Here is a 25,959-nt window from a genome sequence, read left to right on the forward strand (position 1 = left end):
TGACTTTAAAAATGTTCAATTGAAGAGTAGCGTCCACGTTTTTTCAGTTCTTCTGAAGTCAGTTTTCGCATAACAAACTCGATACCGCATTCTGCCACAGGCGTCAGCGTTTGATCAAAGCGATTTAATTGATAACGATAGGTTGCATCTAGCAACTCTAATTTGAGTGTCTGAGCTTGTAATGAAAACTCCGACAACAATTGCATTAAGTTAATTGACCGAGATGACCACGAAGTTGATTTATGAATCGTAAAGGTCCACTTGTGATCGTCGTTATATGTCGAAGGAAATCTTCCCTGCTCATAAAGATCTTCATCAGGAACCATCACAATTAAATGCCCCCCTGGCTTCAACACTCGAAGCCAATTCATTAACGCCATATGGGGATCGACCATATGTTCTAAGCTATGGCTAGAATGCGCAAATTCCAAACTTGCATCTGGAACAGTAGCAAGGTACTGTGCATCGCCATCCGGAAGATCCCAACTCTTGACACTCGTAATCAGAGGAAACTGTTCATGGTACTGCGCAATCGGATCGGAGCCGCAACCGATATCAATACCATTACCGACAAAATAGCGTGTTGCAAACCGTTGATCATGAACCCGTCGCATAAGTGCTTTGCTAGTGCCCGTCATTACTCTTTCCTTTTTAAACTTAAATAGGTGAAGGGAAAATCTAGATTAGTCAACTAAGAAAGTTATACTTTAGGAGCAAAAAACTCAACTCTTTGATGTAGGCGATTTATAGCTAAGGATGAATGATCGCTGTTACACGTCGTCTAGTCCGTTCACGCATGGAACAATCGCGTAAGGTATCGGCAAGTGCTTCTAAATTTTTGATGCCGTACAAATGCAACTCGGAATAGCTAGTATCTGACGACCTAAGTTGCAATATGCAGTAACCCATCAAACGCATGCCAAATGGTGAATTTAAATCGAAATGTTCTATCGTGAAAAGCTCGACGTTGTCTTTTACTTTGGAAAATATACCGCGTTCCAACTTTACCCTTTGGGTAGTAATTTCATAGTGTAAGCCGCGCGCTTTGAACCAATAATAAAGGTAGCCAATACCGAGCGTCGGCACCACAACAAACCATTGCCATACGCTATAAATAGTCGCTGGATGACCTTCAAATAATACGCGTTCGGACTCATGCTCTACTTGTGCAGCGTAGGCTTGTAAATCGGTATTACAGAAGCGACACTTAATCGCGACTGCTTTGATGGTCTCGCCACAAACTGGACAATCTTTGGTATCTGATTTTTCAATCGTCTGATTAGCTAACATCGTATCTCTATCTCTTTGTGATTGTTACACCAAGCACGTAGTCTGCCACAAAGTTGATTGATTCGCTAACACGTATTTGCGTTCTTGTATCGTGCTCTGCTGCTCGACTACATCCGATTTCTTACTTCATTTCATCACATTAATGATGCTGCGAGCAAAACCTCTCCGTAAAGTCCGATATCAAAAACTAATTTTGACCAACTATTTAAAATACTTCACACTCCGATACCAATCGATGTATTAGCACCGCAGAGTCAGTAGCCTAAAACAGCCACAGGTATCGTCTTCGGTGATGTCATCCCAGAAAATATCAAGCGAAACCAAAGATAAAGCACAATATTTGGGTAATTAAAAGGATCACTCATGAAAAGAAATGTCAGCTTGTTTTTAATTTTTCATGCCAGCATCGTGTCGGTTTATGCCCTAGTCTATTTCATGAAATTGGATAGCTTCACTTTTTCTTGGGCACTGAATTTTCTATTGATGATGTGGGTTTCTGTTTTTATAGAATTCCAAAAGAGCGCATTGCAATCGTCTTACTTTAATCAGCAAGCATGGGAGCGCCGAGGAAAAATTTACACCTATTTCGGCGTAGATGCTTTCAGAAAAATATTGGTCTTAATCGGTTGGGAAAAGCTCATACGAAAATCTAATCCTATAGAGAAAAATACGCAGGCACTGATTAACTTACATCATCAAACAAAAAAATCTGAATTAGGTCACTTACTCATCTTCTTGATTGTATTGGCTTTCAATATCTATGTTGCTATACGATATGGAGCGCTCAAATCTGTATGGCTATTTGTCTTAAATATCCTATTGAACTTCTATCCAGTTATCTTGCAACGCTACAATCGCCCTCGTATAGAAAGAGCGATTGAGTTAAGCAAAAGAACGTTCTCTTAGCTACCTCATTCATCCTTCTCTAGGCATCATATCCTGGCGATTGCAACAATTCAGCGAACTATTTTGCAAACCCTACTTGCTGCAGCTGATTCTATACTTAGATCGAACTGATGCACGTTCATGGCAAAGCTTTAACGAATTCGACACAACGAATCCTCAACAAAGATACAAAATCTAGCTGAGTTTGTACAATTTAATACAATTTATCTGTCAGTTACTTTTATATAATGCAAACAAAAATAGCATTCCCGCTTAAAACCATCTTACTTACACGTTTGATTCATCTGCCGAAATAATTCGTGGTTAGGCTGCAATTTGAATGCAATCGTGGCATTCCTATAGATTGGATAAAAAATGATCGCACGCAAAGTCAACCTTTTTGTCACCAATACGCCTTATTCGGCCTCTTCATTGCCCACCTATAAGCTGAACCAGTGCAGCGATTCCATTTTGAATATATCTTCAATTTGGAGATCATTAACAAGCTCGCTTTGCTTGCTTGTCCTATCTATCCTATTACTAATGATTAGTGGAGCTAAGGCTTATGCGCAAGAATCCGACGGAAAAATTATTACGCGCTCTGCGCTCGGTGCCTGGCATCTTCGCTATAACGAATCAACGCCGGGATTAAATTGTGGTATTCGTTTTATCTCAGGCAAACGCAATGTCGATAGCTTTGCCATATTCGGTCCGACATCGACCGCAAAGCATTCCACCTTATTGTTTTCTGGCACACAAATTCCGGTAACGCATGCGGCACAAGAAACCGATTTAATCTTACGAATGAAGGGTTTGCCTGAGTCGAATTTAAAGGGAGTGATATTGCCAAAACAGGCGAACTCAAGCACCAATAACTTGATGGTTGTTGCCGGTGATATTCGTACATTATTACAATCGATGCGAGATAGCGAAAAAGACCTAGGCTTATGGATGCCCGAAAGCGTAATTCCTAAATTGCTTGTCGAATTAAATTACGATGGACTTGATAAAGCACGTACTGCCATGCTTGATTGCGTTGCTGGGCGCAAAATCGGTGGTCAAACCATGGATGCAGCGCTAGCAGAAATCCGTCCAGTAGGAAAATCGTCAATCAGTGGACGGGCCTATTTCAAAGGTGGATTGCTCGCTTCCAAACAATATCCGCCCAAAGGCAGTACCGCGGTTTCACTGATTTGGCTGAGTGATGAATTTAATGCTTGGTTCGCCGAAGTAAAGGCAAATAAAAAGCTTCCAGATCAGATTCCAGAACGGATCGCCAAACATTTTATCAGTACAAAAATTCTCGATGATGAAGGTAAATTTTCCTTTCCTCGCTTACCTGCTGGCGAGTACACCTTGCTCGCTAATTTTAATTACGATAAAGAGATTAATGTTCCAGAAGTGGTCGGGCAAACGCATACATTTAATGTCGCTGGCGTGCATCTTGGTACGCAAGATAAAATTGTCAATTGGTCTTACATCATCAAACAACCAACCACCTTCCAAAAGCAAGTAACAATTAAAAACGATGGGGATAATGTAGAAATCACGCTAGACAAGTCGCAAACCATTTGTTTCTTTGTTTGCTTTTAGTGTGTTTTCGGCGGGCGTTCTGTTTGCCCAGCTTAGCCTACCAATTCATCAAAATTACATGCGATTACTAGAAAGATAGTCGCGAAACTTAAGTGGGTGCGTGCGTCGCATTTTTCGCACAAGCAATCAACAGGAGATTTTCCATGCTTTCGATCAAATCTTTAGGTTGTATGACATTACTCTTAACGTTAATGAGTAATGCAGGTGCTAACTGGGTACTATTTCACCAACAAGGGAAAGTTGGTCAAAGGGAAGCATGGTACGCACAAATTACCCGTGTTACCGATCGTAGCGAAGTGGAAGATATGCTCGGCAAAGGCAATGACATCATGGCTAGAACCAGTATCAAAGAACTGCCTATCATTATTGTCTATGAGTCCGTCACCGCGCCAGAATGGGATGAACTAAAACTACAATTTGAATGCCTTAATAAATATCGTGTCCTAAGCTATAGCGAAGCAGAAAAAGCAGCGAAGAAAGCACGGCAAGAAGGCAAACAATATAGTTCATCCGTCATCGTCGATGGCTGGAATGATCCGCAACGATGGAATGATCCGGTCAAGTTGCGTATCGCACCGCGCAGCTACACCGTACCGAGAGTTGATTTATCCAATCGACCCATTCCGCAAACCCAATGGGAACTAAGTAACAATGCGGCGATGATCAAAGCGCAGAAATTTGCATGCCAAGATGAAGATGTGCGCCTTACTTTGCAAGAAGCCACTGCCAACGGTCAATGGAATGCCGAAACCTTCAACTCGGGCTTACAAAAAATAGGTTTACAGGAAGCTGTGCATCCACTTGAATCAAAAACAGTCATTGATCTGCTTAACTTAAGCTGGAATGTACTTTGGAAAGGCAGCAAACGTGCTGACCCTTCAGGGCTTTGGGTGAAAAAGCTGAGTCCAGAAGAAAAAGCCCGCTACGATCTTCAGTACGCAGCCATAGAAAAGCAAATGAAAAAGCAAGTTGAGGCCGCGCAAAACTTCGGCCAACCCATCATAGAACAACATCAAGCCGAATTAGAATTTTTAGAAATCGTAAGAAAGGTTCGAGGTGATCGACAAGTCGGTCAAGAAGAAAGAACCTTACTTTCAGTATGGCAAGGCAGGCCAGAGGAACAAGTCGGCGCAAGTATGGGTTCACCACAAGTTAGCGAAGCAGGTGGACTAAGATTTTTAAACTACCAATCGTCATTTGATAACCGCTCAGCATTAGTAAGTGCAGCATCTGGTCGAGTGCTGTCAACCCAAGGAGCGAGCGGCAGTTGCCGTATCAGTTTCATCACCGCGATGGATCAAAAAAAGAAATGGCGCGTGGCAGATATTCGCATTGATTCACAAGGGGAAGTCGGTGGCGGCGTTTGCCGAGATCTATGGCGCACACCGGCAAATCTTGCACTGCCATCAAAAAAATAGGATGAAGTAGAATACCGTGGTACAAAGAGACAAGGCATCTTTGTTCTCGATGCTTGATGCTTGGTGTCGATATCGAATTACGTGCACGGAAAATAAAATCGTTTTTTGAATAATAAACTTGTCAAGAAGCGTCCAGTCTTGCCTTGCGAAACTGTGCTCGTTTCAGCATGATTTTTATATCGACCTCTGCACCAACACCACTATTACCTATCTCCAAAAAATTATCATGACAACCGAAGCTACTCCTTCTGATCACAGCACAAACAACGCATTTCTCGATGAAATCGAAGTACGAGTATTAGGCGCACTTGCTGAGAAAGAAGCAAACACGCCAGATAACTATCCACTATCGTTAAACGCTTTAGTCAACGCATGTAATCAATTAACCAGCCGTGATCCTGTGATGTCACTAACAGAATCACAAGTGAGCGAAGCACTTGATCGACTCGCCATCAAAAAATTAATCGGTGTGACGCATCAAGCAGGTGCCAGAGTTGCCAAGTATGAACATCGCATGCGTTTGAAATGGATGTTGGAACAAGACAAACTTGCCGTGTTAGCGGTATTAATGCTACGTGGATGGCAAACCGCTGGAGAAATTCGGAATCGGGTTGGTCGCTTGCATGAATTCGCCAGCGTTGCGGATGTTGAAAAATCCTTAGATTTTTTAATGAATAAATATCCCGCACTGGTAAGCCGTTTAGCTTTAGCTCCTGGCACAAAAGAACCTCGCTACGCCCATCTACTCAGTTGCGATGAAGCTTCGATAGAACAACAGCAATCGACAAATTTTGCGACACCTTCAACAAACCAAAAAGATCGCATCGCGCATTTGGAAGAAGAAGTTGCGCAGTTACGTCTTAGCGTATCGGAACTCACTGCTCAGTTTGCTGAGTTCAAAAAACAATTCGAGTAATAACTAGAATAACGGCAACATTAACTAGCCATTATCGACCATAATTATTCATTCTAATCTCGACCGAAGTTCAGATACATTCAAGCTCAATAAGCTGTATCTGAACTTTCTAAATTGAGGTGTGTTCTGCAAATCGCTACATCAATAGGCAAATTATTAGTTTCAACGTGCCAAAAATCCACCCATCGTTGCATACACGATCGCGTCAACAATTTGCTCATGGCTCAACTTATTATCGCGAATCAAAAAATCGACAGTTGGATCGCAGGCGCGCGAATACAATGTAAAGACCAACACATCATCCGGCACTTCTGGCGTCAAGGCGCCATCACTGCGCGCCTTCGCCACTAATCCATGAAATCGCTTATTCACACGAAGAGCAACCGTCATATAGTCTAAATTCAGCATCAAACTACGTTGCAAACTGACGCTGGTTGACGGCAAATGGGGTACCCCACCTTGCAATCTTAATCTGAGCGACCAAGCCAAAATATGTTTAAGTTGCTCAACCGCTGGCATTTCAGCAGGAAGTTGATCTAACTCTTCTAAAGTTGCCTTTAACAAGCGCGTCAGGGCAGCAGCAGCCAGCTTTTCTTTGGAAGAAAAGTGTTTATACAAACTCCCTTTGGCAATCCCGACACGATCTGCTACATCATCCATTGTCATTAAATCAAATCCTTTTTCTGACAAAAGATGATTTACAGCATCAATGATCGCCTCTTCTCGCGCATCAAATTGCTGTTTTTTAAATGAAATTCCCATTTTTTCTAAATTTTTCTGGACAAGATAAAACTAATTGGTTTATTTTATGACCAATCAGTCATAAAATGATTTTAAAGTCATTATTTTTCTCGACTGGTAACTTTGATTTCGATCTAAGCGCGACACTTTTTCAGAAATCTTTCATCTTTGTTTAATTCCTTAAAGGAGCAATACCATGGTTTTACAACAATCGATTAAACAATTTTTGCTACGTGGTTTCACAGCACTTGCTATTGTAACTGGCGTCACAGCATGTGGGGGAAGTGATGACGATGCAGTTCATGGACCAGAAACCATTTTAAAAGAGGCGCAGAAAAAGGGATTTACTGCACTCGCTGCAGCGGCAGATAAAGCTGGTTTGAGCGGCACCTTAAGTAATACAAGTGCGCAATTAACAGTATTTGCACCAACCGATCAAGCTTTCAACGATTTGGCAAGCAAGCTCGGACTTGCAAATGGCACAGCTCTTGTGAATGCCTTAACTGCACAGCAATTGCAATCGATCTTGACCTATCATGTACTGGCCAGCAAGAAAACTGCTGCCGATTTGATTGCAGGTGGTGCAACACAGGCTACGCAATACAGCTACAACAATGCCAATGCGACGATCAAACTAAACACGAGCAGCGGTGTCAAAATCACCGATGCGATATTGACCGATGCAACGGTCACATCGCCCGACGTACCCGCTTCAAATGGTGTGATTCATGTTGTCGATAAAGTTTTGGTGCCACCAGGTGTGTTAAACATAGTCCAAACCGCACAAGCGAATCCTATATTTAGCTCATTGGTCGGAGCGGTGGTTGCAACTAACTTACAAGGCACTTTAAGTGGTGCTGGTCCATTCACAGTTTTTGCACCAACCAACACAGCCTTCGCAGCTGCACCAACGGGATTGACAACTGCGCAATTAACAACCGTATTAACCTACCACGTGCTCTCAGGACAAGTGCTCTCAACCGGCATTCCGTTTGGCACGAGAGTAAATACAGTAGCGAGTGGTAAAACTATTACGATCAATAACACAAATCCACCATCAATTACGGACTCAACCACAAGCGCAGCAAAAATCGTTGCAGTCGACGTTCGTGCAAGTAATGGTGTAATTCATGTTATCGATAAAGTGTTGATTCCAACATTACCGTAAGCTGAAAAACTCTAATTAGCTAACACAACAAATGAACTAGCTAAATAGACTAGCTAAGTAAGCTGTTAGGTATCCATTCATGGATACTTAACAGTTCGAAGATAACAAATAGTGAATTGCTTCGATAAGATTACTTCACTGAGTTTTCAATTCAAATATTCTTCTTATTTTATCCCCTATTTTTTCTTTGCCGGTATTGCTATAACAGCCCTCTCCGCATCATTTATCTGCTTACATCAAGATGGCAATCCAGATTTCATTTCGACGAAAAAATGGCAAAGAAAATGGTGCGTTGTAGCGCGAGAAAATAGGCTCTCCATCAATCTTCAATCCAGCCTCGCTGATCGATTTTTTAAGCAAGCTAAGTTTTTCTTCATAGAGGGTTTGCGACCATGATCCAGAATACTGTATCACTGCGTAGGTTTGCGCCGGCATCTCGCGTAACTTTACTTTTGGATTGGTCGGTTCAGGCAAAGTATCCATCGTGAATTCTCTTGGCATCGCAAATTGAACCAAGTAGCCACCCTCTGTTGCACTCTGCGAAACTGGCGCTGTCATCGCGATTTTTGTCGGCACAGGTGTTTGAGAAACTGGTGCAGTCATCTCTATTTTTTTGCTGCCCTTATTCTTACCAAAAATATAGCCACCTAGATATTCAAATGCGGTATTCCCAGCCTTTTCTGCAGGACCTGGCACAACCACCTCTGCAACCAGATAAGCCTGATACTTCCGTACTTCAAACTGAGAAAATCGCTTAATAACTTCAAAAGTAGGCTCTTCAATTGCAAGCGCATTCATCGCACTACTCCACAATACGATCAAACAAATCAGTAATTTTTTCATGACAATTCTCCTCCTGTTGTCTCACTGATCAAATAGTACTCGATCGCGCACCTCTATGTTTTTAAAGACGCAAAAGCCTCAAATTTTTTCAATGAAAGAACAAAGGCTTTCCACAGAATCGTTGTTGCAGAATTATAGATATGATAAGGTCATTAACTTCAACTGATACCAGCTTGCTTTTCAATAAATTGAAATTAATGAGAAAAATTATTTACCAACTACTCATCGCTCTATTTTGTATATCGCTTGCAGGATGCGATCAAGATACGATACTTCAAAGTTTTGCACCGAAAGAAGACCAAGCCCTTGCGAGCAAGTATTTTTCACTTCTCAAAAATCGCCAATTATCGGAAAACTTATCCCATGCCGATAAAACAGAACAAAAATAAATAGCATTTTTTCGGAGATGCCGAATGCAAGACTGGCCAATTTTTAAGAATTTTTGGGAACGCCATCGCGATCCAAACTATCGTCCTGACGCAGGTTCCGATTATTCATGGCGTCGCCTAGTGCAAGCCTTGTATGCGTATCATATTCCGCATCCAATCGCATTGAAATATGTTTTAGAAGAGCGTCCTAGCCTAGAAGAATTTCGCGCTTGGCTAGTGCGGTCGAATTCAGAATATGTGATCCTCGATCAAACTGATGATGTGATACAAAACGAATCTGACTATCAATTAAGTGCCGAGCAAATTGCGTTTTGGGAAGAAAATGCTTACCTCGTTTTGCCGCAGGCCATTGATGCGCAAGCCTGCGCAGAAAGTCGACAAGCAATTCTTGATTTCTTGCAAGCTGATTTAAATGACCCAAGCACATGGTATCGCTCGCAATCACAAAGACAGGGATTAATGCTCCCGCTGTATAACCACCCTCGCCTCAATACCAATCGTGCATCAAGGCGCATTCGCGCGGCTTACGAACAACTTTATGGAACTAAAGCGATTTACAAAACGATAGATCACGTCAGTTTTAATCCACCGGAAACGACGCACTATTCGTTTCGTGGCAATGGATTGCATTGGGATGTGAGTCTCGCACAGCCTATCCAAAATCGATTTCAAGGCTTATTATATTTAAGCGATTGTAATGAGAACGACGGTGCATTTCATTGTGTGCCAGGCTTTCACCGGCAAATACCAAGCTGGTTGGACGGATTAGACCCAGATGAAAATCCTCGCCGTATCGCCGAGCAAACGCTAATCAGCAAACCCATCACCGGTAAAGCGGGGGATTTCATCATTTGGCATCAAGCATTACCGCACTGCGCGACTCCCAATCTCGGCACAACACCACGAATGGTGCAATATCTGAGCTATATACCGAACGGTGACGAGGAACATCCGATTTGGATTTAAAGGCTCAATCTGGTGTTATCAATCAGCCCGAAGATGTCTGTTCGCGCTACACAACTGAATACTGCGCAACACTGTTTGAGCACGCTACAATTTTTGCAAAGATTATATGACAAAAAATCGCCATAACGACTTTGTGCCGCAAACCAATTCATTGCCAATTTACATTGAAGCAAAGTGTGATTTAAAGACTTATGCAAACCTCAGATTTTCAAAGTAAAAACGAAACGGCTTTGCTTCGGCGCCAGAACCACCGCCTGTCATCACGATATCTGCACTTTGAATCCCGAGCAGACTCAACTCTGTATTCACTTCGGAAATAATCGCAGAATTGATAATTTGACCTTGTTCTACTTGCGACACAACACCGATCCAAATGCTTGGTTTAAACTGAAACACCGCTTCTTGTTGTGGTGCCAAACCAGTTCTTGTGGCAAACAATCTTCCTGATTTATAGATGTTGGAACTGATTGCGCCTTGCTGTAAGTTATTCAGAACCTGAATTTCTCGCGGGCTGTTTGCGGCACCCGCCGAACGCAATTGATCTCCTGATGGACTCAAGACCATCTCAAATCGCTCTCCCTCTGAAGCAGAAAGTTGCGGCGTAAAATTGCCCCAGCTATCACCCGCACTCACCGAATTATTGAATGAGTAAACGAAGGGATGATTACATCCTTGCCCGCAATTTTTAATGACGGTCCAAGCAACGTGCAACTCATCAATGGCGCTTGCTTCGTTCTTTGCAAAGATCAACACTTCTGAACGATTTTGATCGTTTGATTGGTTAATGAAATTTAATTGAATATCCACGGTCTTACTCCTATCTTCAATTTAGTTAGTCGGCTGCACAATGCAACAAACTTGGTATGCAATTTATATAACAGCCAAATTGCTGCGCAGCTTAATAGAAGTCGAAGATGACCACGCAAGGTACAAGCAATTTCTGAATGAAAATAAGCGTACCGACTTTACACGTCAATTTTTATGTAAATCTGCGACCGAATTACGATGTCAAATAGCTTTCAAGATGGAATTTGAAAATAATGAACTCCAGCATGAACAAGCAGGAGTAAAATCGCAGTGGCTATTGAAAATCTATTTTAAGCGGCATCTGAAATCCATTAATCTGCGCCGGGTATCAATGCGGCGTAACAATTGATCGGTGCGTCTTGAAATAGGTTTTTATATTAAAGGGCGCAATATGAATACTGTGCAAAACGAAGCACTGCATCAAATCGTCATTGTTGGTGGTGGTGCGGGTGGACTGGAATTGGCTGTACGTTTAGGAAAACGTCTTGGTAAGAAAAAGAAAGCAAGGATTATTTTAGTCGATGCCAGCCGTACCCATTTATGGAAGCCACTATTACATCAAGTCGCCGCTGGCACCTTAGACAGTCATGCAGATGAACGTGAATACTTTGCGCTAGCTCGTAGTAAACATTTCGAATTTCGACTCGGTCGCATGCATGGTTTATCGAGAGAGAAAAAAGAAATTTATTTAGAGCCAACTTTTGACGAAGAAGGTATCGAGTTACTGCCACAGCAAGCCATCCACTACGACCAACTGGTGATCGCGCTCGGCAGTCAAACGAATGACTTTGGGACCAAGGGCGCAAAAGAAAACTGCATCATGCTTGACTCTTTACAAGCAGCAGAACGTTTTCATCACAAATTAGTGAACTGTTGTCTGCGTGCGCAATCACAAAAACAAAATGCTGGCGAAGGTCGCTTCACCGTCACCATTATCGGCGGCGGAGCTACTGGGGTAGAGCTCGCAGCAGAATTGCACATGACCACTAAGATTTTATCAAGCTATGGCTTAGTCAATTTTCATCCTGAAAAAGACTTAAAAATTGTGATCGTCGATGCATCACCTCGCTTATTACAAATGTTGCCCGAACGTCTGTCTGATGCAGTGGCAAAAGAGTTGCGTAGCATCGCTATCGAAATTCATACCAATGAAAAAGTCGTTGAAGTAAGCAAAGAAGGTGTTGCCATGGCTAGTGGCAAATTTATACCCAGCGGTATCGTGGTGTGGGCCGCAGGTATCAAAGCGCCTGATTTCTTACGCAACTTAGATGGACTGGAAACGAACCGTTTAAATCAATTAGTAGTACACCGCAACTTACAAACAAGCACTGATGCTTCGATCTTTGCGATAGGTGATTGTTGTGCTTGCCCACAAGGAGAAGGACAAGCGAATGTGCCGCCACGCGCGCAATCAGCGCACCAACAAGCATCTTGTTTAGCGGATTCTTTATGTCGCTCACTGGATGGAAAACCACTCAAAGAATTCACTTACAAAGATCATGGTTCTTTGGTTTCGCTAGGCAATTACAGTACCGTTGGTAGCCTGATGGGAGCAATCGCTAGCGGTTCTGTTTTTATTGAAGGCACGCTTGCGAAATGGATGTATTGGTCGCTACATAAGCATCATCAAGTCGCAGTGAATGGTTGGTTCCATACTTGGTTATCGACTTGGGCCGAGACCATTGATCGGGTCAGGAATCCTAGGATTAAATTACATTAATTCACTTTGCTTGGATTGAATGTATTAAAGCTGTGCTCCATGCATCAATGACCAGCATGATAATTCGCGATAAGTAACTACGGATTGCTTATCGCGAATTCTCTATCTCTTATCCGTTCTCTGCGAGCTCAGTTATTCGGAGGTCGATGTAAGATGTTTGCGCCCTCACCTTCACGTCCTTGAAAGAAGCTAGCAGATGCTTGCTCAGAGCAATACATGCGAAGAATTTGCATGGCGATGCGTGTTTGCTGACTCCGTGTTTGCTGATTCTCTTGCAGTTGTACAATCATTCTCACCTCTGCAAATACAGGCACACCATTACTCGAACTCATGACAGGATAAGGACGATAACGCGGTTGCACTAGCCATTGATCGCCTTGCCCAGCACGCGATAAGTCTTCTAGTTCTTGCACAGATGGACCAATTCGCAAATCTTTCCCGCCACAAGAATAGATATTTTTCACAACGATTTCTTGTGCTGGTAAATTTAGCTCATGCCATTGATTGAGTTTGACATTTTTGGGCTCAAAAGGGATTGTTAGTTCTGCAGACAAGCCCTTGTGTACCAAAAAATACCATGCAGGATGACTGTGCCAATTCAATTGCGACTTTTTAAGTTGTCGTAAAAATTGCGCATCATCCTCTAACTCGCTTAAGATCAAGCGATTGAGAATATGGTCATGCTGTTGGCGTACACCATGTTGCGTCGAAAAGAGTCTACCATTGGCATCCACTTCAATCAGATGTGGCTCGATGATCGGCATATTCCATAGCAATGAACATGCATGCAAATCGAATAGCGTACCACGTTGCCAAGCTTGGTATTCTAAGAGCGCAGGATTATCACCACCCGCCAACCATGCGCGACTCGCTTGCATCCAAGACTGTTCAGTCTTTTTTCCTTGCCATGGTGGGCAATCGGCTAATTGCGGCCACAACTGGCTATGAACTTGATGCAGGCGATAACCCATCGTCAACAAAGAGGTAAACGCCTGAAATTCAACCAAGCGAATATCCCAGCTATCGCCATCGCAAATGATCGCGTAATCAATCGTTAATACATCCGCTGCTGTGCCTTGCTGCCAACCATGTTGCTGAATCGCTTGTGCTTGTAAATGGGGCTGCAAAACCTGACAGAGTGCTTCTGTCCTTTGCGTCAATTTGTCTTGTAAGCGTTGCGAGGCAATTAGCGGCCATTCAGAAAATAGCACGGCTTGCGGAGGCAGATGTGACGTCCCTGCTGCTTGTGCCCATAAATCATGGATGCGCTGTTTGGATTGTGGCGTAGCTTGTTGCAGCTCAAAACTGAGCGGATGAAACGGATGATCAGCAGGCACCGCTGAATTACTGTCTATATTGTACGGGTGCAAATTGCGCTTCCTCAGTTTCGTAAATCAAATGCTGAACTAGCGTTTGATAATTTTCAGAACGTTTGAATATACCGCGTTGAATATCTGCAGATACGCCTTGAATAAACAAAGCTTGGATCTTTTCGCGCATCCGCTCAAATAAGCTCAATTCTTGAGCAACTGGCGTTAAACGCACAAGCCATTGGTCAAAATAGTCATGCAAACTGACTGGGGTCTCGCTATTCCAATCAATCAACGCAGCAGCTAATCCATGACGACGTACCCGCCATTTATTCTCTTCCAAACAAGCGCGTGACAACGGCTTAGTTAATCGACCACGCTGATAATCTTGCACCAGCGTTGCTGCTTCACATTGCAGCAAGGCGGTGATTAACCAGATGTGTTCTAACGATGGCGTGGCATCACAAATTCTCACTTCCAGCGTGTGATAACGATGATGCAGACGTAAGTCTTCCCACATGCCATGCTGTTCTTCCAGAGTACCAACTTTGCGCAACAATTCTATGTGTTTGAAATACTCTTCCTCTGAGCGCCAAATATCAGGTGTTCCCATCCGTGGCAAGCGATCTAACATCGAATGACGCCAACTTTGCATTCCTGTGTCACGGCCCTCATAAAACGGTGAGCTCAATGAAATCGCCAATACAGGAGCCAGACTATTGCGCAAAGAATTGAACACAGCCATAGCCGGAATTCCTTTTGGCAAACCCAAATGGACATGAAATCCGTATGACACCAAGCTACGCATAATGTCTGCGTATTCATCCACTAAACGAATATAGTGCTGGTGCTTATGCAGATCTTTATTGATCTCTTGTTCCTTCCAATTGGAGAATGGATGCACCCCCGCGGATAGAATTCGTTGGCCTTGTGCATGCGCTCTTAATCGAATGATTTCACGCATAGAAGAAACACTGGCGACGATCTGATCTGGAGTATGGCAAATAGGCGTCTGTAATTCGACCACTGCCTTATGCAGCTCGCAGGATGAGCTACCATTGCAATCAGGATATTCAAGCTGACCACGATCGAAATCATGCGCCGCCAACTCCAAACTATCTTGATCAACGATTTGTAACTCTTCTTCCGCACCCAAAGTAATCACATTACGCATGCATCCCCTCACTCATCGTGGTTATCACTGCCGAATTTATTCAGAACAATCCGGTCAGCGAAAGCAACCCGCAGCCGACTCAGATATGAGAAAGAGTGTAGCGGCAGGAATGCTAAGTCAATTGCAATAGTAAAGGGCAATAAGTAGAGCTATTTGTGAATTTAACTTATCTAGATCAAAGTCAATTACCACTCCTTCTTCCTAATTCGTACACCAAAGATCAAGAAAACACTTAATAGCAATACAATCTCACTTACTTTAACAACAGTTTGCATTCTTTAAAAATCATGTCACCAATCCTTAGTATATTAAGGAGTACAATGCGATTTGATTAAGAAATTTTAAAGATAGACTCGTATCTTTAAAAGTTTGGGGTAATTTATGATCAATTGGCGTTTCACTTTAGCCATCATTCTTCTCTGCATACACTTCCCTGCTTCAGCAGAGGTTGTCATTCGCACAGCCGCTCAAGAATCATCAGAACCCAAATACATTGCAATTCACCATGATGGTAAAGCAGCAATCGGCGGCATTTGCGTTGACATCTTCCGTGCTATTGAAAAACGCTACCCTGAAATTCAATTTCGCGGTGACCAAACTTGGATGCCACGCCTACGCATCGATGCGAATTTTCTTGAAAATCGCATTGATGCTATCTGCGGCGTACAAAATATAGATCGAAACACTGCTCAATATAAATTACTAAGCACTCCACTTTTCACAGTTGATTATCTACTAGCGATGAGGGCGGATGACCCCATTCAAATTAATAGCTGGGATGATATTCGGGCCTTAGGTGATGAAGGAACGATTTTAGTGATCAGAGGATTTGGTATCACCGACATCTTGCAAAAAATGGGCGGTTTAAAAATCGACTATGGCGCCACTTCATCCATCTCGAATTTAAGAAAACTACTCGCAGGTCGTGGTCGCTTCTATTGCCATCGATCCCCTGGAATTAAAACGTCGATTAAACATTCAGGATTTTCGAAAGAAGTACGCCTATTAGATAGTCCCAAATTGTCGGAAAAGTTCTATATGGGATTAAGAAAAGATCTGCCTGACCGCCATGTAAAAATGATAGAAGAAGCGCTTATCAGCTTACAAAAATCGGGCGAGTTAAAACGTATCTTTGAGCGCTATCGTGAGTAAGCTAAAACTACGAATTTCCTACAAATTTGCTCAGTACTAAAGTAGATCAAAGAATGAAGTTTAGTCAAACAGATTTCGTTTTTTGCAGTTTCAAAGTCCACCATTTCCTCTAGCCAAACAAATGAATCGCCCAGCACAATTTTCTGATTTTCACTTCATTTACCACTTATACATGCACCCAGAGATTAATCCATTTCTGCTCTATGAACCTATGGAAAAATCAGCATTCGAGCCGATTTTTCAGCAATTATTGGATGATAAGGTGTTGTATGTGTTTGAGGATAATCATATCCCGATCGGCATGTTCAAGCTCATTCCTTTAAAGCATAGGACTGCGCATATTGCTTATCTTGGTGGTGTCGCGATTGATCCTCGTTTTGCCGGTCAAGGGTTCGCGCGAAAGATGTTTGCGGAGATTCTTGCCTTAGGTAGAACAAGAAACCTCAAGCGCATAGAATTAAGTGTCAGCGTAGAAAATGCGCGCGCGATTGCATTGTATGAAAAGTGCGGTTTTCAACAAGAAGGTGTATTGCGTCAATACACCCACCTGCAGAGCGAAAACCGCTATCTCGACGAAGCCTTAATGGCTTATCTGTATTAATTTTAAAAAATCAATACTTCGGTTGCGTCAAAGTTGGTGTGCCGCCGATGTAGCGTTGCAACCAATTTTGCACTTCCCAATACCAATAAACCGAATTTTGCGGTGACAAAATCCAATGGTTTTCGTTGGGGAAAATGACTAATCGTGAAGGCACTTTCATCCCTTGTAAAACGCCATACAAAGCCGTGCTATTCACATACGGTACGCGATAATCAAGCTCACCGTGGGTCAACAGCATCGGTGTCTTAAAGTTCTTGGCATACGACATAGGATTATTTTTCTGCATTACCTCAGTATCACTCCAAGGGTTACCTCCCAGAGTTTTTTCAAACGAATAATTGGTTGAATCAGAACCATACTGGGTAACCAAATCATTGACTCCCGCATGGTCAATAATCGTTACGAAACGATCAGTATGCCCCGCTAACCAAGCTGCTAAATAACCGCCATAACTCGCGCCAGCAGCCGCGATACGTTTGCTATCAATATTTCCCAACTTTTGAATCAGATAGTCATTCGAACGCAAAATATCTTGTGTTGGTTTTACTCCCCATTCTGCATTAATGCTGCGAGCAAATTGCTCGCCAAAGCCTGTAGAACCGTGACGATTCACCCAGCTAACAATATACCCTGGTGCCGCCATCACATGCGCGTTCCAGCGAAAGTTAAATGCGTTACCAACCATGGTATGTGGCCCGCCATGCATCAGTTGTAGCAATGGATAAGATTTATTTTTGTCGTAATCAGGTGGCAAGATCAGCCAGCCTTGCACTAACTGATCATTCGCACCTTTAAATTGATAGGACTCGACTTTACCGAGCTTCAAATTTGCCATCAATTCATCATTAAAATGAGTCAACTGACGCAGCGTCTTAGTTGCAAGGTCCATACTATAAATCTCATTCGGACGATCAAAGCTGCTGCGTAAAAACACCAATTGATTGCCTAGCAATTTAAGTTTGGAAATACCGGCATCACGTATCACGCGTTCAAACTGATTGCCATCATTTTTACTACTGAAGATACTGGTTTCACCTTGATCTTCAGCGACCATCCACAACTTGCTAAGATCTTTGCTCGCTTGAAATTCGGCAATGGCGTAATCACGTGCCTCGGTTACTGGACTATGTTTGGCGCTGCTGACCTCATAGCGCCATAACTTCGCTGAGCTACCATCATACAAAGGCGTATTAGTGCGTGTGTAATAAATGCTTTTGCCATCCGCAGAAAAATTCGGTGAAGAATCTGGGCCACGATTTTCACTGGTGATATTTTTTGTTTTTCCAATTTCATCCAATTTCAATAAAATCAGATCGGTATTATCTGCGTCGTGATGTGGTGCAGGAATCGTGTTTGCGCTATACACCAATGTCTTACCATCTGGCGAAATCGCAAAATCAAAATTGCTGGAAGAACTAAACAGTTCTGTCGATTGCGGCGTTAAATCGATCAAGGATTTATTGCGTAAATCAAACTGCAAAAAATGTGCAGACAACTCATCTGTGAGCCAATGATCAAAAAAACGATACACACGATCTTCGGTCACCTTCGCCGTCATCTTGCTATCACGGCGACGCTTCATTTCTTTTTTCATCGCTAGCATGTCATCCGCACGCCAGCTTCCTTTAAGTGCTGGAATCGCTTTGGTACCAACGATCAAACTATCTCCACTTGGATGCCATTTTGGATTGATCACACCAAAAGGTAACTCCAAAACTTTTTCTGCTTCACCACCATCTAAGCGCAAAATATAAAGTGCTGGTGCTTCATCATCGCTGCGACGCGAGGTGAAGGCAATACGGCTACCATCTGGGCTCCATACCGGTGCGCTATCGCTCGCATCGGCAGTGGTTAAACGACGTTGATTGCGCCCTTGGCTATCCATTAACCAAATTTGATTCTGCGCACGATTTCTTTCCAGCGACCATGTTTGTACAGTAAAAGCAATGTGTTTCTGATCTGGAGAAACCACTGGATTATCGACGCGCTTTACCGCCCACAAATCTTGCGGCGTGATCGGTCTCGACGCAGTATTGACCGCGTTGGTATTTGTGTTGGCATTTGCGTTGGCGGCGACAACACTAAGACCGCTACTCAGAAAGACAAATAGTGCGACTCTCTGCAACGCATGTTTAGCGTAGGCATATTTTATTTTCATTTTCTTATCCTTACTTTTCTCAGTTTGAGGGCTTACGTAAAAATTCACTTACAACATCGAGCGTCAGCGAGAATACACCAAGACGGTACAAGTTTGAAGAAAGCTAGTTCACCCGCCAATATCGTTTAAAATCCCATCTGTCGGCAACTTGCTTGCCCTTCTCCACTTTGCGACTATGTCTTTCTCTCAACTCGGTCTGTCCAACACCTTACTCAATGCGATTCAAACGCGCGGCTATACGCAAGCGACTGCGATTCAACAAGATGTCATTCCCGTGATGTTGACAGGGCGCGATGTGCTAGCAACCGCACAGACTGGTTCTGGAAAAACTGCGGCTTATTGCCTACCTTTGCTTGAACGCTATTTACAATCTACGCATAGCCAAGCACGCACAGTACAGAGTCTTGTTTTAGTCCCCACCCGAGAATTAGCGGTACAAGTTGGAGATACCTTGCGTAGTCTTAGTTTGGGTGCTGCGCGCCCACCGAAGTTAGCGGTTTTATTTGGCGGCATTTCGATCAATCCGCAAATGCTGCATTTACGCGGCGGTGCTGATATCGTGGTTGCTACGCCAGGACGACTACTCGACTTGCACAGCAAAAATGCAATCAAATTGGATCAAGTCGCTTGTCTCGTTTTAGACGAAGCAGATCGTATGTTGGCATTGGGATTTGCCGACGAATTAAAACAAGTCTTAGCGCTAATCGCCACACAAAGACAGAATTGCTTTTTCTCAGCGACGTTCGCACCGAATGTGGCTGAGTTAGCGCAAACATTATTAAACGAGCCTGTGCGCGTCAATATCCCCGATACCGATGAGAGCAAACCGGACATCACACAACGCGCGATCATGGTTGAAGCAACACAGAGAACGCAATTGCTCAAGCATTTATATCAAACTGAAAAATGGTCACGCGTATTAGTCTTTGTCGCCACCAAATATGCTGCCGATTTATTATCTACCAAATTGCGTCGCGCGCATATCAGTGCCGAAGCTTTTCACGGTGAACAAACCCAAGGCAAACGCAGCCAAGTCATCAGCGATTTCAAAGCATCTCGCGTCAAAATCTTAGTCGCCACCGATGTCGCCGCGCGCGGTATCGACATTTACCAATTACCAGTTGTCGTCAATTTTGATTTACCCCGTTCTAGCGATGACTACACCCACCGCATCGGCCGTACCGGTCGCGCTGGTGAAGCCGGCTTAGCAATCAGCTTTATCTGCGCCGATCCCGCCAACGAAGCCCATTTCCGCTTAATCGAGAAACGTCACAACATCAAAATCGCACGTGAACAGATTGAAGGATTTATTCCTAGTGAAGACAAATTGGCGTTAGCGCAAACTGCTAGAGCAAGCGATCCCAATGGCGGGATTAAGGGAAAACGTCCGAATAAGAAAGATAAATTGCGGGCGCAAATGCTGACTAAAGAGACATAGCACTCAAAAGGATTTTAAGAAAAATTTGCTAACAAAATATACATAAGTCACAGCCTTGCTTAGATATGATTCAGTGGTCGTAGAAATCGCGATAAAAGCGTAAAAATCAGAAATGTTTCGCTCCAAAAATTAGCTACGCTTCCTTCATTGCTGATTAAAAAATTTGTCGAAAAAAATACAAATCGAGTATCGTCTCAGTTGTCAAAATTTGTGTCTTATGACTAAAATTAGATCCCTCTTTTTTTAGGAAAAAAGCATGACAACAAAAGACCAAAACGACACAACTGAATGGACGGAACAGAGCTTATCAGCTCAATTGCGTGAGCTCAGTGTGCCAGAGAAAGCGACAAGTTCTGAAATGCTTGTTGTGCTTGCTCAGGTCAATCAACTTTTATGGAAAACTCTGTGGAGCGACGATAAAAAAGGAGACGATGAATTAGACGTCAACGATCTCATTGCTCGCACTGACGAATTTAACCAATTCATTTTCGCTCCATGGCTAGTCAACAGCATTCAGCAAAAATTGCGCAGCTTTTCTGAGTTAGACGATGCAGACTGCATCCATCAAGCAAATGTCTTAGTCAGTGCGGTTAATGGAATTACCCACATGATATTTGACGCGAATAGCTATGATACAGAACCAGGTGAAGCGATTCCTAAAAAGGAATCTGATTTCGCGGACTGGTGGGAAACGGTTATTGATATGACCAGCGACAAAGTTGGTGGATTCGGCGACGAAGAAGAGAATGAGGACGAAGACGAAGAAGACCTTGATTTAGGTCCTGAACACCAAGCGTTTGCCGAAGCAGATAACGAAGAGAAATTTGCAATTTTACGAAAAATGTTGGAATCGAATGGCGTTAAAGTAGCCAATCTGAGCGATGACGACCAAAGCGAAATTGCTGACCCAGACTATTATTTCAGCCCTTCTGAGGCCTTTGGAAAGCTGCTACCGGGTCGCTACTGCGAAATGGATTTTGAGCCATTTGGCTGCGCTTCCGAAGATGAAGTAAAAGATTTTTATCCAGACTTATGGCGTGCAGCGGCGCGCGCCACGCTAGGCGAATTGAAATTAACCGACTTACGCTCTGAGGGCGATAGTAGCGATGATTTCAGCGAGATCACCGTTCGCTTCCATGCTTTCGGCAAGGAGCATGTTTTCAATTATGAGAATTCTGGATCATGGTCCGACGGTCAATTTTTAGATGACCTCAAAGCTTTTACCAAACGTTATTTACAAGGTCGGTTCGTCTTTGATCCCATTAATAATGATGGTTTCGTAGGATATGTCTACTTACCAATCGAAGCGGCAAATGAGTTAAAGTCCTACTTAGCAGCAATAGAGGCAGACTTCGACGAATAATCGCGACGTACGCTTTTTCTTCAGGATCATCTTACGGTTTTGCAAGATGATCCTGAAGCTCAAAAATGCAGTTAAGTATCAATATTCGACTTCTTACCATAAATATATTATGGGTTAGCACGCATTCAAGAACGACTAAACTTAAGTCAATTCGCGCAATTACTGAGAAACCTGCTCTCTTCGCTATGAAAAAAACAGATACCCGCATCGATACTTATATCGAAAATTGCGCTGATTTCGCGCAGCCGATATTGCGGCATATTCGTGCTATGGTGCATCAGCATTGTCCGGATGTCAGTGAAACGATTAAGTGGAGCATGCCGCATTTTGAATACAAGGGCAGTATCTTTTGCCACTTTGCTGCATTCAAGAAGCATTGTGCCTTAGGTTTTTGGTATGGCGAATTATTACAGATCGATAGCAAGCTAGAAAAAGCCATGGGCCAATTTGGGCGTATTACCAGCTTATCCGAATTACCTGATGATGCTGCCTTTATCCAATTGCTCAAGCAGGCAATGCAGTTACACGACTCAGGCGCCAAGCTGCCATCGCGTAATAAAGATAAAAACGAACAGAAAGATCTTGAAATTCCACCGGATTTTTTAAGCGAGTTACAGAAAAATGCGGCGGCGATGGCGACTTTCGATGCCTTCCCTTATTCGCAGAAAAAAGAGTATGTGGCTTGGTATACCGAGGCAAAAACTGATGCTACTCGTGCGAAACGATTACAACAAGCGATAGACTGGATGGCGGAAGGTAAACGTCGCAATTGGAAATACGAAAAGTGTTAATCCGTATGATGTTCAGGCCGAAAATATAAATCATTTTTCTGCGTAAATCTCTATCATTTTCATCGAACGTCCGTAGTGAAATTGCATTTGTTGATCAGTATAACGATGCTCGCTCGCGACCGGACATGCGCGTCTAGCCAAGCAAGTATTTTTACATGCTGAATCTTCCTGCAACCGATAGTCTAAGCAGGCTTTTAAATTAAATTTACCTTCATCTAAAGCACGTGGCGGGCAAGCATGAATGCATGGCGAGTCTTCACAACTGTCGCAGGGTGATGCGTTCGGGATCGGTGCGGTGATCGGCAGATTGGTATTGGCTAACACCAGTGCACGATAAGCAAACCACGAGCCAAAATGCGTATTCACACCAACCATGAACGGTGATGAGTGATGCCACCCAACGAGCTTACCGAGATCCTGCAAATTCACGGTATAAGCGCCTGGATACAGAATTTCACAAGATACGGATGGATGCTCTATTTGTAAAAACTGCTGCACGGTCGCTATGGTAAAGGTGTCGATTGGATGCGCCTGAGTCGCAACATCAGTCACATGCTGATTCAATGATTGCCAAAATTGCGTACCTGCGTGACCAATCAAAATTAACTGTTGATAATTCTTCGCTTGCGGGCATCGTTCAAACAAGATTGTTTTAACTTCCTCGGACAAATCCGCAATGGCAAACACGGCATGGCAATTTAAGCCAACATCGTTCAAGATGGGGGAGTTTAAGGTCTGGTAAGGATTCATGCCGATTCGCAAGCTTAAAAAATGAAAGATAGTCGTTAATAGTTGTATTAGTCGTTATTATTGTAACGAGCAAACTAGTATGCTCTGCTAGACTGATAAAAAATAATCTCGCAATTCGCTATGACACAGCTACTCGATAATATCTTTTGGCACAGTTTATCTGGTGCACAAGCGCATTTTGCTGAAGGTGAAGCGAGTGCGCGACGCTATGCAAAAGGCTTCTCCCCTATCCTGGGCTTTGCAGATGCGCAGCACCCTGATTTTCAAGCCATTACACCCTATTGCGAACTTGGCGAACAATTTTATTGCGCTGGATGGAGCGGCACCATCCCTACTGGCTGGCAGCTTGTCGCTGAAAGCACCATGTATCGCATGGTGTGGGACGGTGTAATACCGCCAGACGAGCCGGATTTTCAAGCACGTCTTTTAGATCCATTCAATCAGCAAGATGCCGAACAAGCCATGACGTTAGCGCAATTGACCAATCCCGGGCCATTCGGACTACGAACAATTGAGCTTGGTGAGTATCTTGCTTATTTTGATAACACCAAGCTAGTTGCAATGGCAGGAGAACGTAGTTTTGCCCCGCCCTATCGCGAGGTAAGTGGTGTTTGCACGCATCCGAATTACCAAGGACAAGGATGGGCTAAACGCTTAATGCATAAAATTATTCGCCGTCAATTATTGGCGAATGAAATCCCCTTCCTGCATGTGATGCGCAGCAATGACACGGCACATGCCTTGTATTTGCGCATGGGTTTTCGTGACTATTGTGAAACAGCGGTGCGCGTGATTCGTCGTTGTGAATAGTTATATTGCCTTGGCATGCAAGCGGCATGACTAGTTAACTAATCGAGTAACGAACTATGCGATCTACCAGCTTCTAGCGATAAACTTACTAGATTTTCATCAAGCAGTCCGCTCACATCGGTATGGTAAACTCTCGACTCTTGCATTTTACGCCGCACGGCGCTTACCGCAATTCCCAGATATCGAGATACCGAGATGACAACGCCCACTACACAATCTGAACTCAGTCAATTATTCCCTCAGCCACTCTGGCAATGGTTTGAACAAATCTGTGCCATTCCGCATCCTTCCAAGCACGAAGCAGCATTAAGCGCACATATCCAAGCGTGGGCAAAAGAACGTGGCCTGCCTGTAATTGTCGATCAAGTCGGTAACTTAATTATCCGCAAACCAGCAACAGCGGGGATGGAAGATAGAAAAACTGTCGTGATCCAAGCGCATCTCGACATGGTGCCGCAAAAGAATGCCGATAAAGTCCATGACTTTTTGACTGACCCAATTGAAGCTTGGGTTGATGGTGAATGGGTCAAAGCACGTGGCACCACGCTAGGTTCAGATAACGGAATCGGCATGTCGTCGGCCTTAGCCATTTTAGGTGCATCCGACATCAAACATGGCCCACTTGAAGTCTTGCTGACGGTGGATGAAGAGGCTGGTATGTCTGGTGCATTTGGTTTGCAAGCCGGCATCTTAGAAGCCGAAATTTTAATCAATACCGATTCTGAACAAGAAGGCGAAATCTATATGGGTTGCGCTGGTGGTGTCGATGCAAAAATCCAATTACCTGTGCAATGGGAAGACGCTGATCCAGCACACTTAGCCTACACCCTGAGTATCGCCGGCTTAAAAGGTGGTCATTCTGGCGTCAATATTCATCTAGGACGCGGCAATGCAAATAAATTATTGGCGCGTTTTTTTGCTAGACATGCGGTTGAATTGGGTATCGCGATTAGTCAAGCGCAAGGTGGATCATTACGTAATGCGATTCCACGTGAGGCACAATTTAGCTTTACTTTGCCAGTTGAAAAACTCGATTTATTGCAACAACGTGTCGCGCAATATCAAGCAATCTTGCAAGCAGAATTGGCAGCGACGGAACCGAATCTACGATTAACTATCAACGACTGCACAGCACCAGAAAAAGTATTGCGCAGCACTTCGCAACAACAGTTAATTCATTTGATCAATGCATGTCCAAATGGCGTGATGCGCATGAGTGATGAAGTGGCTGGCGTAGTAGAAAGCTCGCTCAATGTCGGTGTAGTAAGTACCGCAGCAGATCACATTAGCGTGGTGTGCATGGTGCGTTCTTTAATTGATAGTGGCCGTACATATATCGAAAGCCAATTGCAATCATTATGCGATCTGGCTGGTGCTAGCGTGCAATTTGAAGGTCGCTACCCAGGCTGGAAGCCAGACAATAATTCTCCTGTGATGGCGATTGTCAAAGACACCTATGAAAGCATTTATCAACGCGAGCCAGAAATTATGGTGATTCATGCGGGATTGGAGTGTGGTTTATTCAAAAAGCCCTATCCACATTTGGACATGGTTTCTATCGGCCCAACCATACGCTTTCCACATGGCCCCGATGAAATGGTGAATATCAAAACAGTGGGCCAATATTGGACTTTGCTGTTGGCGGTTTTAGAGCGCATTCCAGCTAAATAAATGTG

At 43.5% G+C, this 25,959-nt stretch carries 24 protein-coding genes; 15 read left to right on the plus strand and 9 right to left on the minus strand.

Annotation, left to right across the window (positions count from 1 at the left end; translation table 11 throughout):
• Window positions 1–5: 5 nt before the first annotated feature.
• On the minus strand, window positions 6–638 hold the full coding sequence (locus KDM92_RS05995) for a methyltransferase domain-containing protein (RefSeq protein WP_212683500.1): 633 nt from the start codon (window positions 636–638) through the stop codon (window positions 6–8).
• 112 nt (window positions 639–750) lie between these two features.
• On the minus strand, window positions 751–1,290 hold the full coding sequence (locus tag KDM92_RS06000) for a PH domain-containing protein (RefSeq protein ID WP_212683501.1): 540 nt from the start codon (window positions 1,288–1,290) through the stop codon (window positions 751–753).
• A gap of 363 nt (window positions 1,291–1,653) precedes the next feature.
• Here KDM92_RS06000 and KDM92_RS06005 point away from each other — a divergent pair, with 363 nt between their 5' ends.
• The 4 genes from KDM92_RS06005 (at window position 1,654) to KDM92_RS06020 (ending at window position 6,102) form a co-directional block, all read left to right on the plus strand.
• Window positions 1,654–2,196: a glycosyl-4,4'-diaponeurosporenoate acyltransferase CrtO family protein gene (locus KDM92_RS06005; RefSeq protein ID WP_212683502.1), complete on the plus strand. Its 543-nt coding sequence runs from the start codon at window positions 1,654–1,656 to the stop codon at window positions 2,194–2,196.
• A gap of 522 nt (window positions 2,197–2,718) precedes the next feature.
• Window positions 2,719–3,768 carry a hypothetical protein gene (locus KDM92_RS06010; protein WP_212683503.1) on the plus strand — a complete coding sequence of 350 codons (1,050 nt, stop codon included), beginning with the start codon at window positions 2,719–2,721 and terminating at the stop codon, window positions 3,766–3,768.
• A 143-nt stretch (window positions 3,769–3,911) separates the two neighbouring features.
• Window positions 3,912–5,186 (plus strand): hypothetical protein, encoded by a 1,275-nt coding sequence (locus KDM92_RS06015; protein WP_212683504.1) that lies wholly within the window; start codon window positions 3,912–3,914, stop codon window positions 5,184–5,186.
• 226 nt (window positions 5,187–5,412) lie between these two features.
• Window positions 5,413–6,102, plus strand: a complete 690-nt coding sequence (locus KDM92_RS06020) for a YceH family protein (protein ID WP_212683505.1) — start codon at window positions 5,413–5,415, stop codon at window positions 6,100–6,102.
• A 162-nt stretch (window positions 6,103–6,264) separates the two neighbouring features.
• Here KDM92_RS06020 and KDM92_RS06025 read toward each other — a convergent pair whose 3' ends face one another.
• Complete coding sequence (locus KDM92_RS06025) at window positions 6,265–6,864, minus strand: TetR/AcrR family transcriptional regulator (RefSeq protein WP_212683506.1); 600 nt, start codon at window positions 6,862–6,864, stop codon at window positions 6,265–6,267.
• A 175-nt stretch (window positions 6,865–7,039) separates the two neighbouring features.
• Between KDM92_RS06025 and KDM92_RS06030 the strand changes: the two genes are divergently transcribed.
• A complete protein-coding gene (locus tag KDM92_RS06030) occupies window positions 7,040–8,011 on the plus strand; it encodes a fasciclin domain-containing protein (protein WP_230408203.1) in 972 nt (323 codons plus the stop codon).
• 231 nt (window positions 8,012–8,242) lie between these two features.
• Here KDM92_RS06030 and KDM92_RS06035 read toward each other — a convergent pair whose 3' ends face one another.
• Window positions 8,243–8,854, minus strand: a complete 612-nt coding sequence (locus KDM92_RS06035) for an SOUL family heme-binding protein (protein WP_212683507.1) — start codon at window positions 8,852–8,854, stop codon at window positions 8,243–8,245.
• Between the two features lie 197 nt (window positions 8,855–9,051).
• Between KDM92_RS06035 and KDM92_RS06040 the strand changes: the two genes are divergently transcribed.
• Both KDM92_RS06040 and KDM92_RS06045 read left to right on the plus strand, forming a co-directional pair.
• On the plus strand, window positions 9,052–9,243 hold the full coding sequence (locus KDM92_RS06040; RefSeq protein ID WP_212683508.1) for a hypothetical protein: 192 nt from the start codon (window positions 9,052–9,054) through the stop codon (window positions 9,241–9,243).
• Window positions 9,244–9,267: 24 nt separating this feature from the next.
• Window positions 9,268–10,209 carry a phytanoyl-CoA dioxygenase family protein gene (locus KDM92_RS06045; protein ID WP_212683509.1) on the plus strand — a complete coding sequence of 314 codons (942 nt, stop codon included), beginning with the start codon at window positions 9,268–9,270 and terminating at the stop codon, window positions 10,207–10,209.
• Between the two features lie 189 nt (window positions 10,210–10,398).
• On the opposite strand, the gene KDM92_RS06050 is transcribed toward KDM92_RS06045, so the two are convergent.
• Complete coding sequence (locus tag KDM92_RS06050) at window positions 10,399–11,016, minus strand: hypothetical protein (protein ID WP_212683510.1); 618 nt, start codon at window positions 11,014–11,016, stop codon at window positions 10,399–10,401.
• A gap of 391 nt (window positions 11,017–11,407) precedes the next feature.
• On the opposite strand from KDM92_RS06050, the gene KDM92_RS06055 reads away from it, so the two are divergent.
• The gene (locus KDM92_RS06055) at window positions 11,408–12,736 is read left to right on the plus strand and encodes an NAD(P)/FAD-dependent oxidoreductase (RefSeq protein ID WP_212683511.1); all 1,329 of its coding nucleotides are present in this window, start codon (window positions 11,408–11,410) and stop codon (window positions 12,734–12,736) included.
• A 128-nt stretch (window positions 12,737–12,864) separates the two neighbouring features.
• On the opposite strand, the gene KDM92_RS06060 is transcribed toward KDM92_RS06055, so the two are convergent.
• A complete protein-coding gene (locus tag KDM92_RS06060) occupies window positions 12,865–14,106 on the minus strand; it encodes a hypothetical protein (protein WP_212683512.1) in 1,242 nt (413 codons plus the stop codon).
• On the minus strand, window positions 14,081–15,220 hold the full coding sequence (locus tag KDM92_RS06065) for a carboxylate-amine ligase (RefSeq protein ID WP_212683513.1): 1,140 nt from the start codon (window positions 15,218–15,220) through the stop codon (window positions 14,081–14,083). Before KDM92_RS06065 ends, KDM92_RS06060 begins: the two co-directional genes overlap by 26 nt.
• A 381-nt stretch (window positions 15,221–15,601) precedes the next feature.
• Here KDM92_RS06065 and KDM92_RS06070 point away from each other — a divergent pair, with 381 nt between their 5' ends.
• Window positions 15,602–16,372: a substrate-binding periplasmic protein gene (locus KDM92_RS06070; protein ID WP_212683514.1), complete on the plus strand. Its 771-nt coding sequence runs from the start codon at window positions 15,602–15,604 to the stop codon at window positions 16,370–16,372.
• A gap of 121 nt (window positions 16,373–16,493) precedes the next feature.
• Entirely contained in the window at window positions 16,494–16,973 is a 480-nt protein-coding gene (locus KDM92_RS06075) for a GNAT family N-acetyltransferase (protein WP_212683515.1), read from the plus strand.
• Between the two features lie 10 nt (window positions 16,974–16,983).
• Here KDM92_RS06075 and KDM92_RS06080 read toward each other — a convergent pair whose 3' ends face one another.
• On the minus strand, window positions 16,984–19,131 hold the full coding sequence (locus tag KDM92_RS06080) for an alpha/beta hydrolase family protein (RefSeq protein WP_212683516.1): 2,148 nt from the start codon (window positions 19,129–19,131) through the stop codon (window positions 16,984–16,986).
• 175 nt (window positions 19,132–19,306) lie between these two features.
• Here KDM92_RS06080 and KDM92_RS06085 point away from each other — a divergent pair, with 175 nt between their 5' ends.
• The 3 genes from KDM92_RS06085 (at window position 19,307) to KDM92_RS06095 (ending at window position 22,723) form a co-directional block, all read left to right on the plus strand.
• Complete coding sequence (locus KDM92_RS06085; RefSeq protein ID WP_212683517.1) at window positions 19,307–20,569, plus strand: DEAD/DEAH box helicase; 1,263 nt, start codon at window positions 19,307–19,309, stop codon at window positions 20,567–20,569.
• A 256-nt stretch (window positions 20,570–20,825) separates the two neighbouring features.
• On the plus strand, window positions 20,826–21,932 hold the full coding sequence (locus KDM92_RS06090; protein WP_212683518.1) for a hypothetical protein: 1,107 nt from the start codon (window positions 20,826–20,828) through the stop codon (window positions 21,930–21,932).
• 185 nt (window positions 21,933–22,117) lie between these two features.
• Window positions 22,118–22,723 (plus strand): YdeI/OmpD-associated family protein, encoded by a 606-nt coding sequence (locus KDM92_RS06095; protein ID WP_212683519.1) that lies wholly within the window; start codon window positions 22,118–22,120, stop codon window positions 22,721–22,723.
• A gap of 30 nt (window positions 22,724–22,753) precedes the next feature.
• Here KDM92_RS06095 and KDM92_RS06100 read toward each other — a convergent pair whose 3' ends face one another.
• On the minus strand, window positions 22,754–23,473 hold the full coding sequence (locus tag KDM92_RS06100; protein WP_212683520.1) for a hypothetical protein: 720 nt from the start codon (window positions 23,471–23,473) through the stop codon (window positions 22,754–22,756).
• A gap of 120 nt (window positions 23,474–23,593) precedes the next feature.
• Here KDM92_RS06100 and KDM92_RS06105 point away from each other — a divergent pair, with 120 nt between their 5' ends.
• Window positions 23,594–24,283 carry a GNAT family N-acetyltransferase gene (locus KDM92_RS06105; protein WP_212683521.1) on the plus strand — a complete coding sequence of 230 codons (690 nt, stop codon included), beginning with the start codon at window positions 23,594–23,596 and terminating at the stop codon, window positions 24,281–24,283.
• Between the two features lie 195 nt (window positions 24,284–24,478).
• Entirely contained in the window at window positions 24,479–25,954 is a 1,476-nt protein-coding gene (locus KDM92_RS06110; RefSeq protein WP_212683522.1) for an aminoacyl-histidine dipeptidase, read from the plus strand.
• Window positions 25,955–25,959: the final 5 nt, after the last annotated feature.

This window comes from Affinundibacterium baiyunense (assembly GCF_018139645.1).
Classification (GTDB): Bacteria; Pseudomonadota; Gammaproteobacteria; order Burkholderiales; family Burkholderiaceae_D; genus Undibacterium; species Undibacterium baiyunense.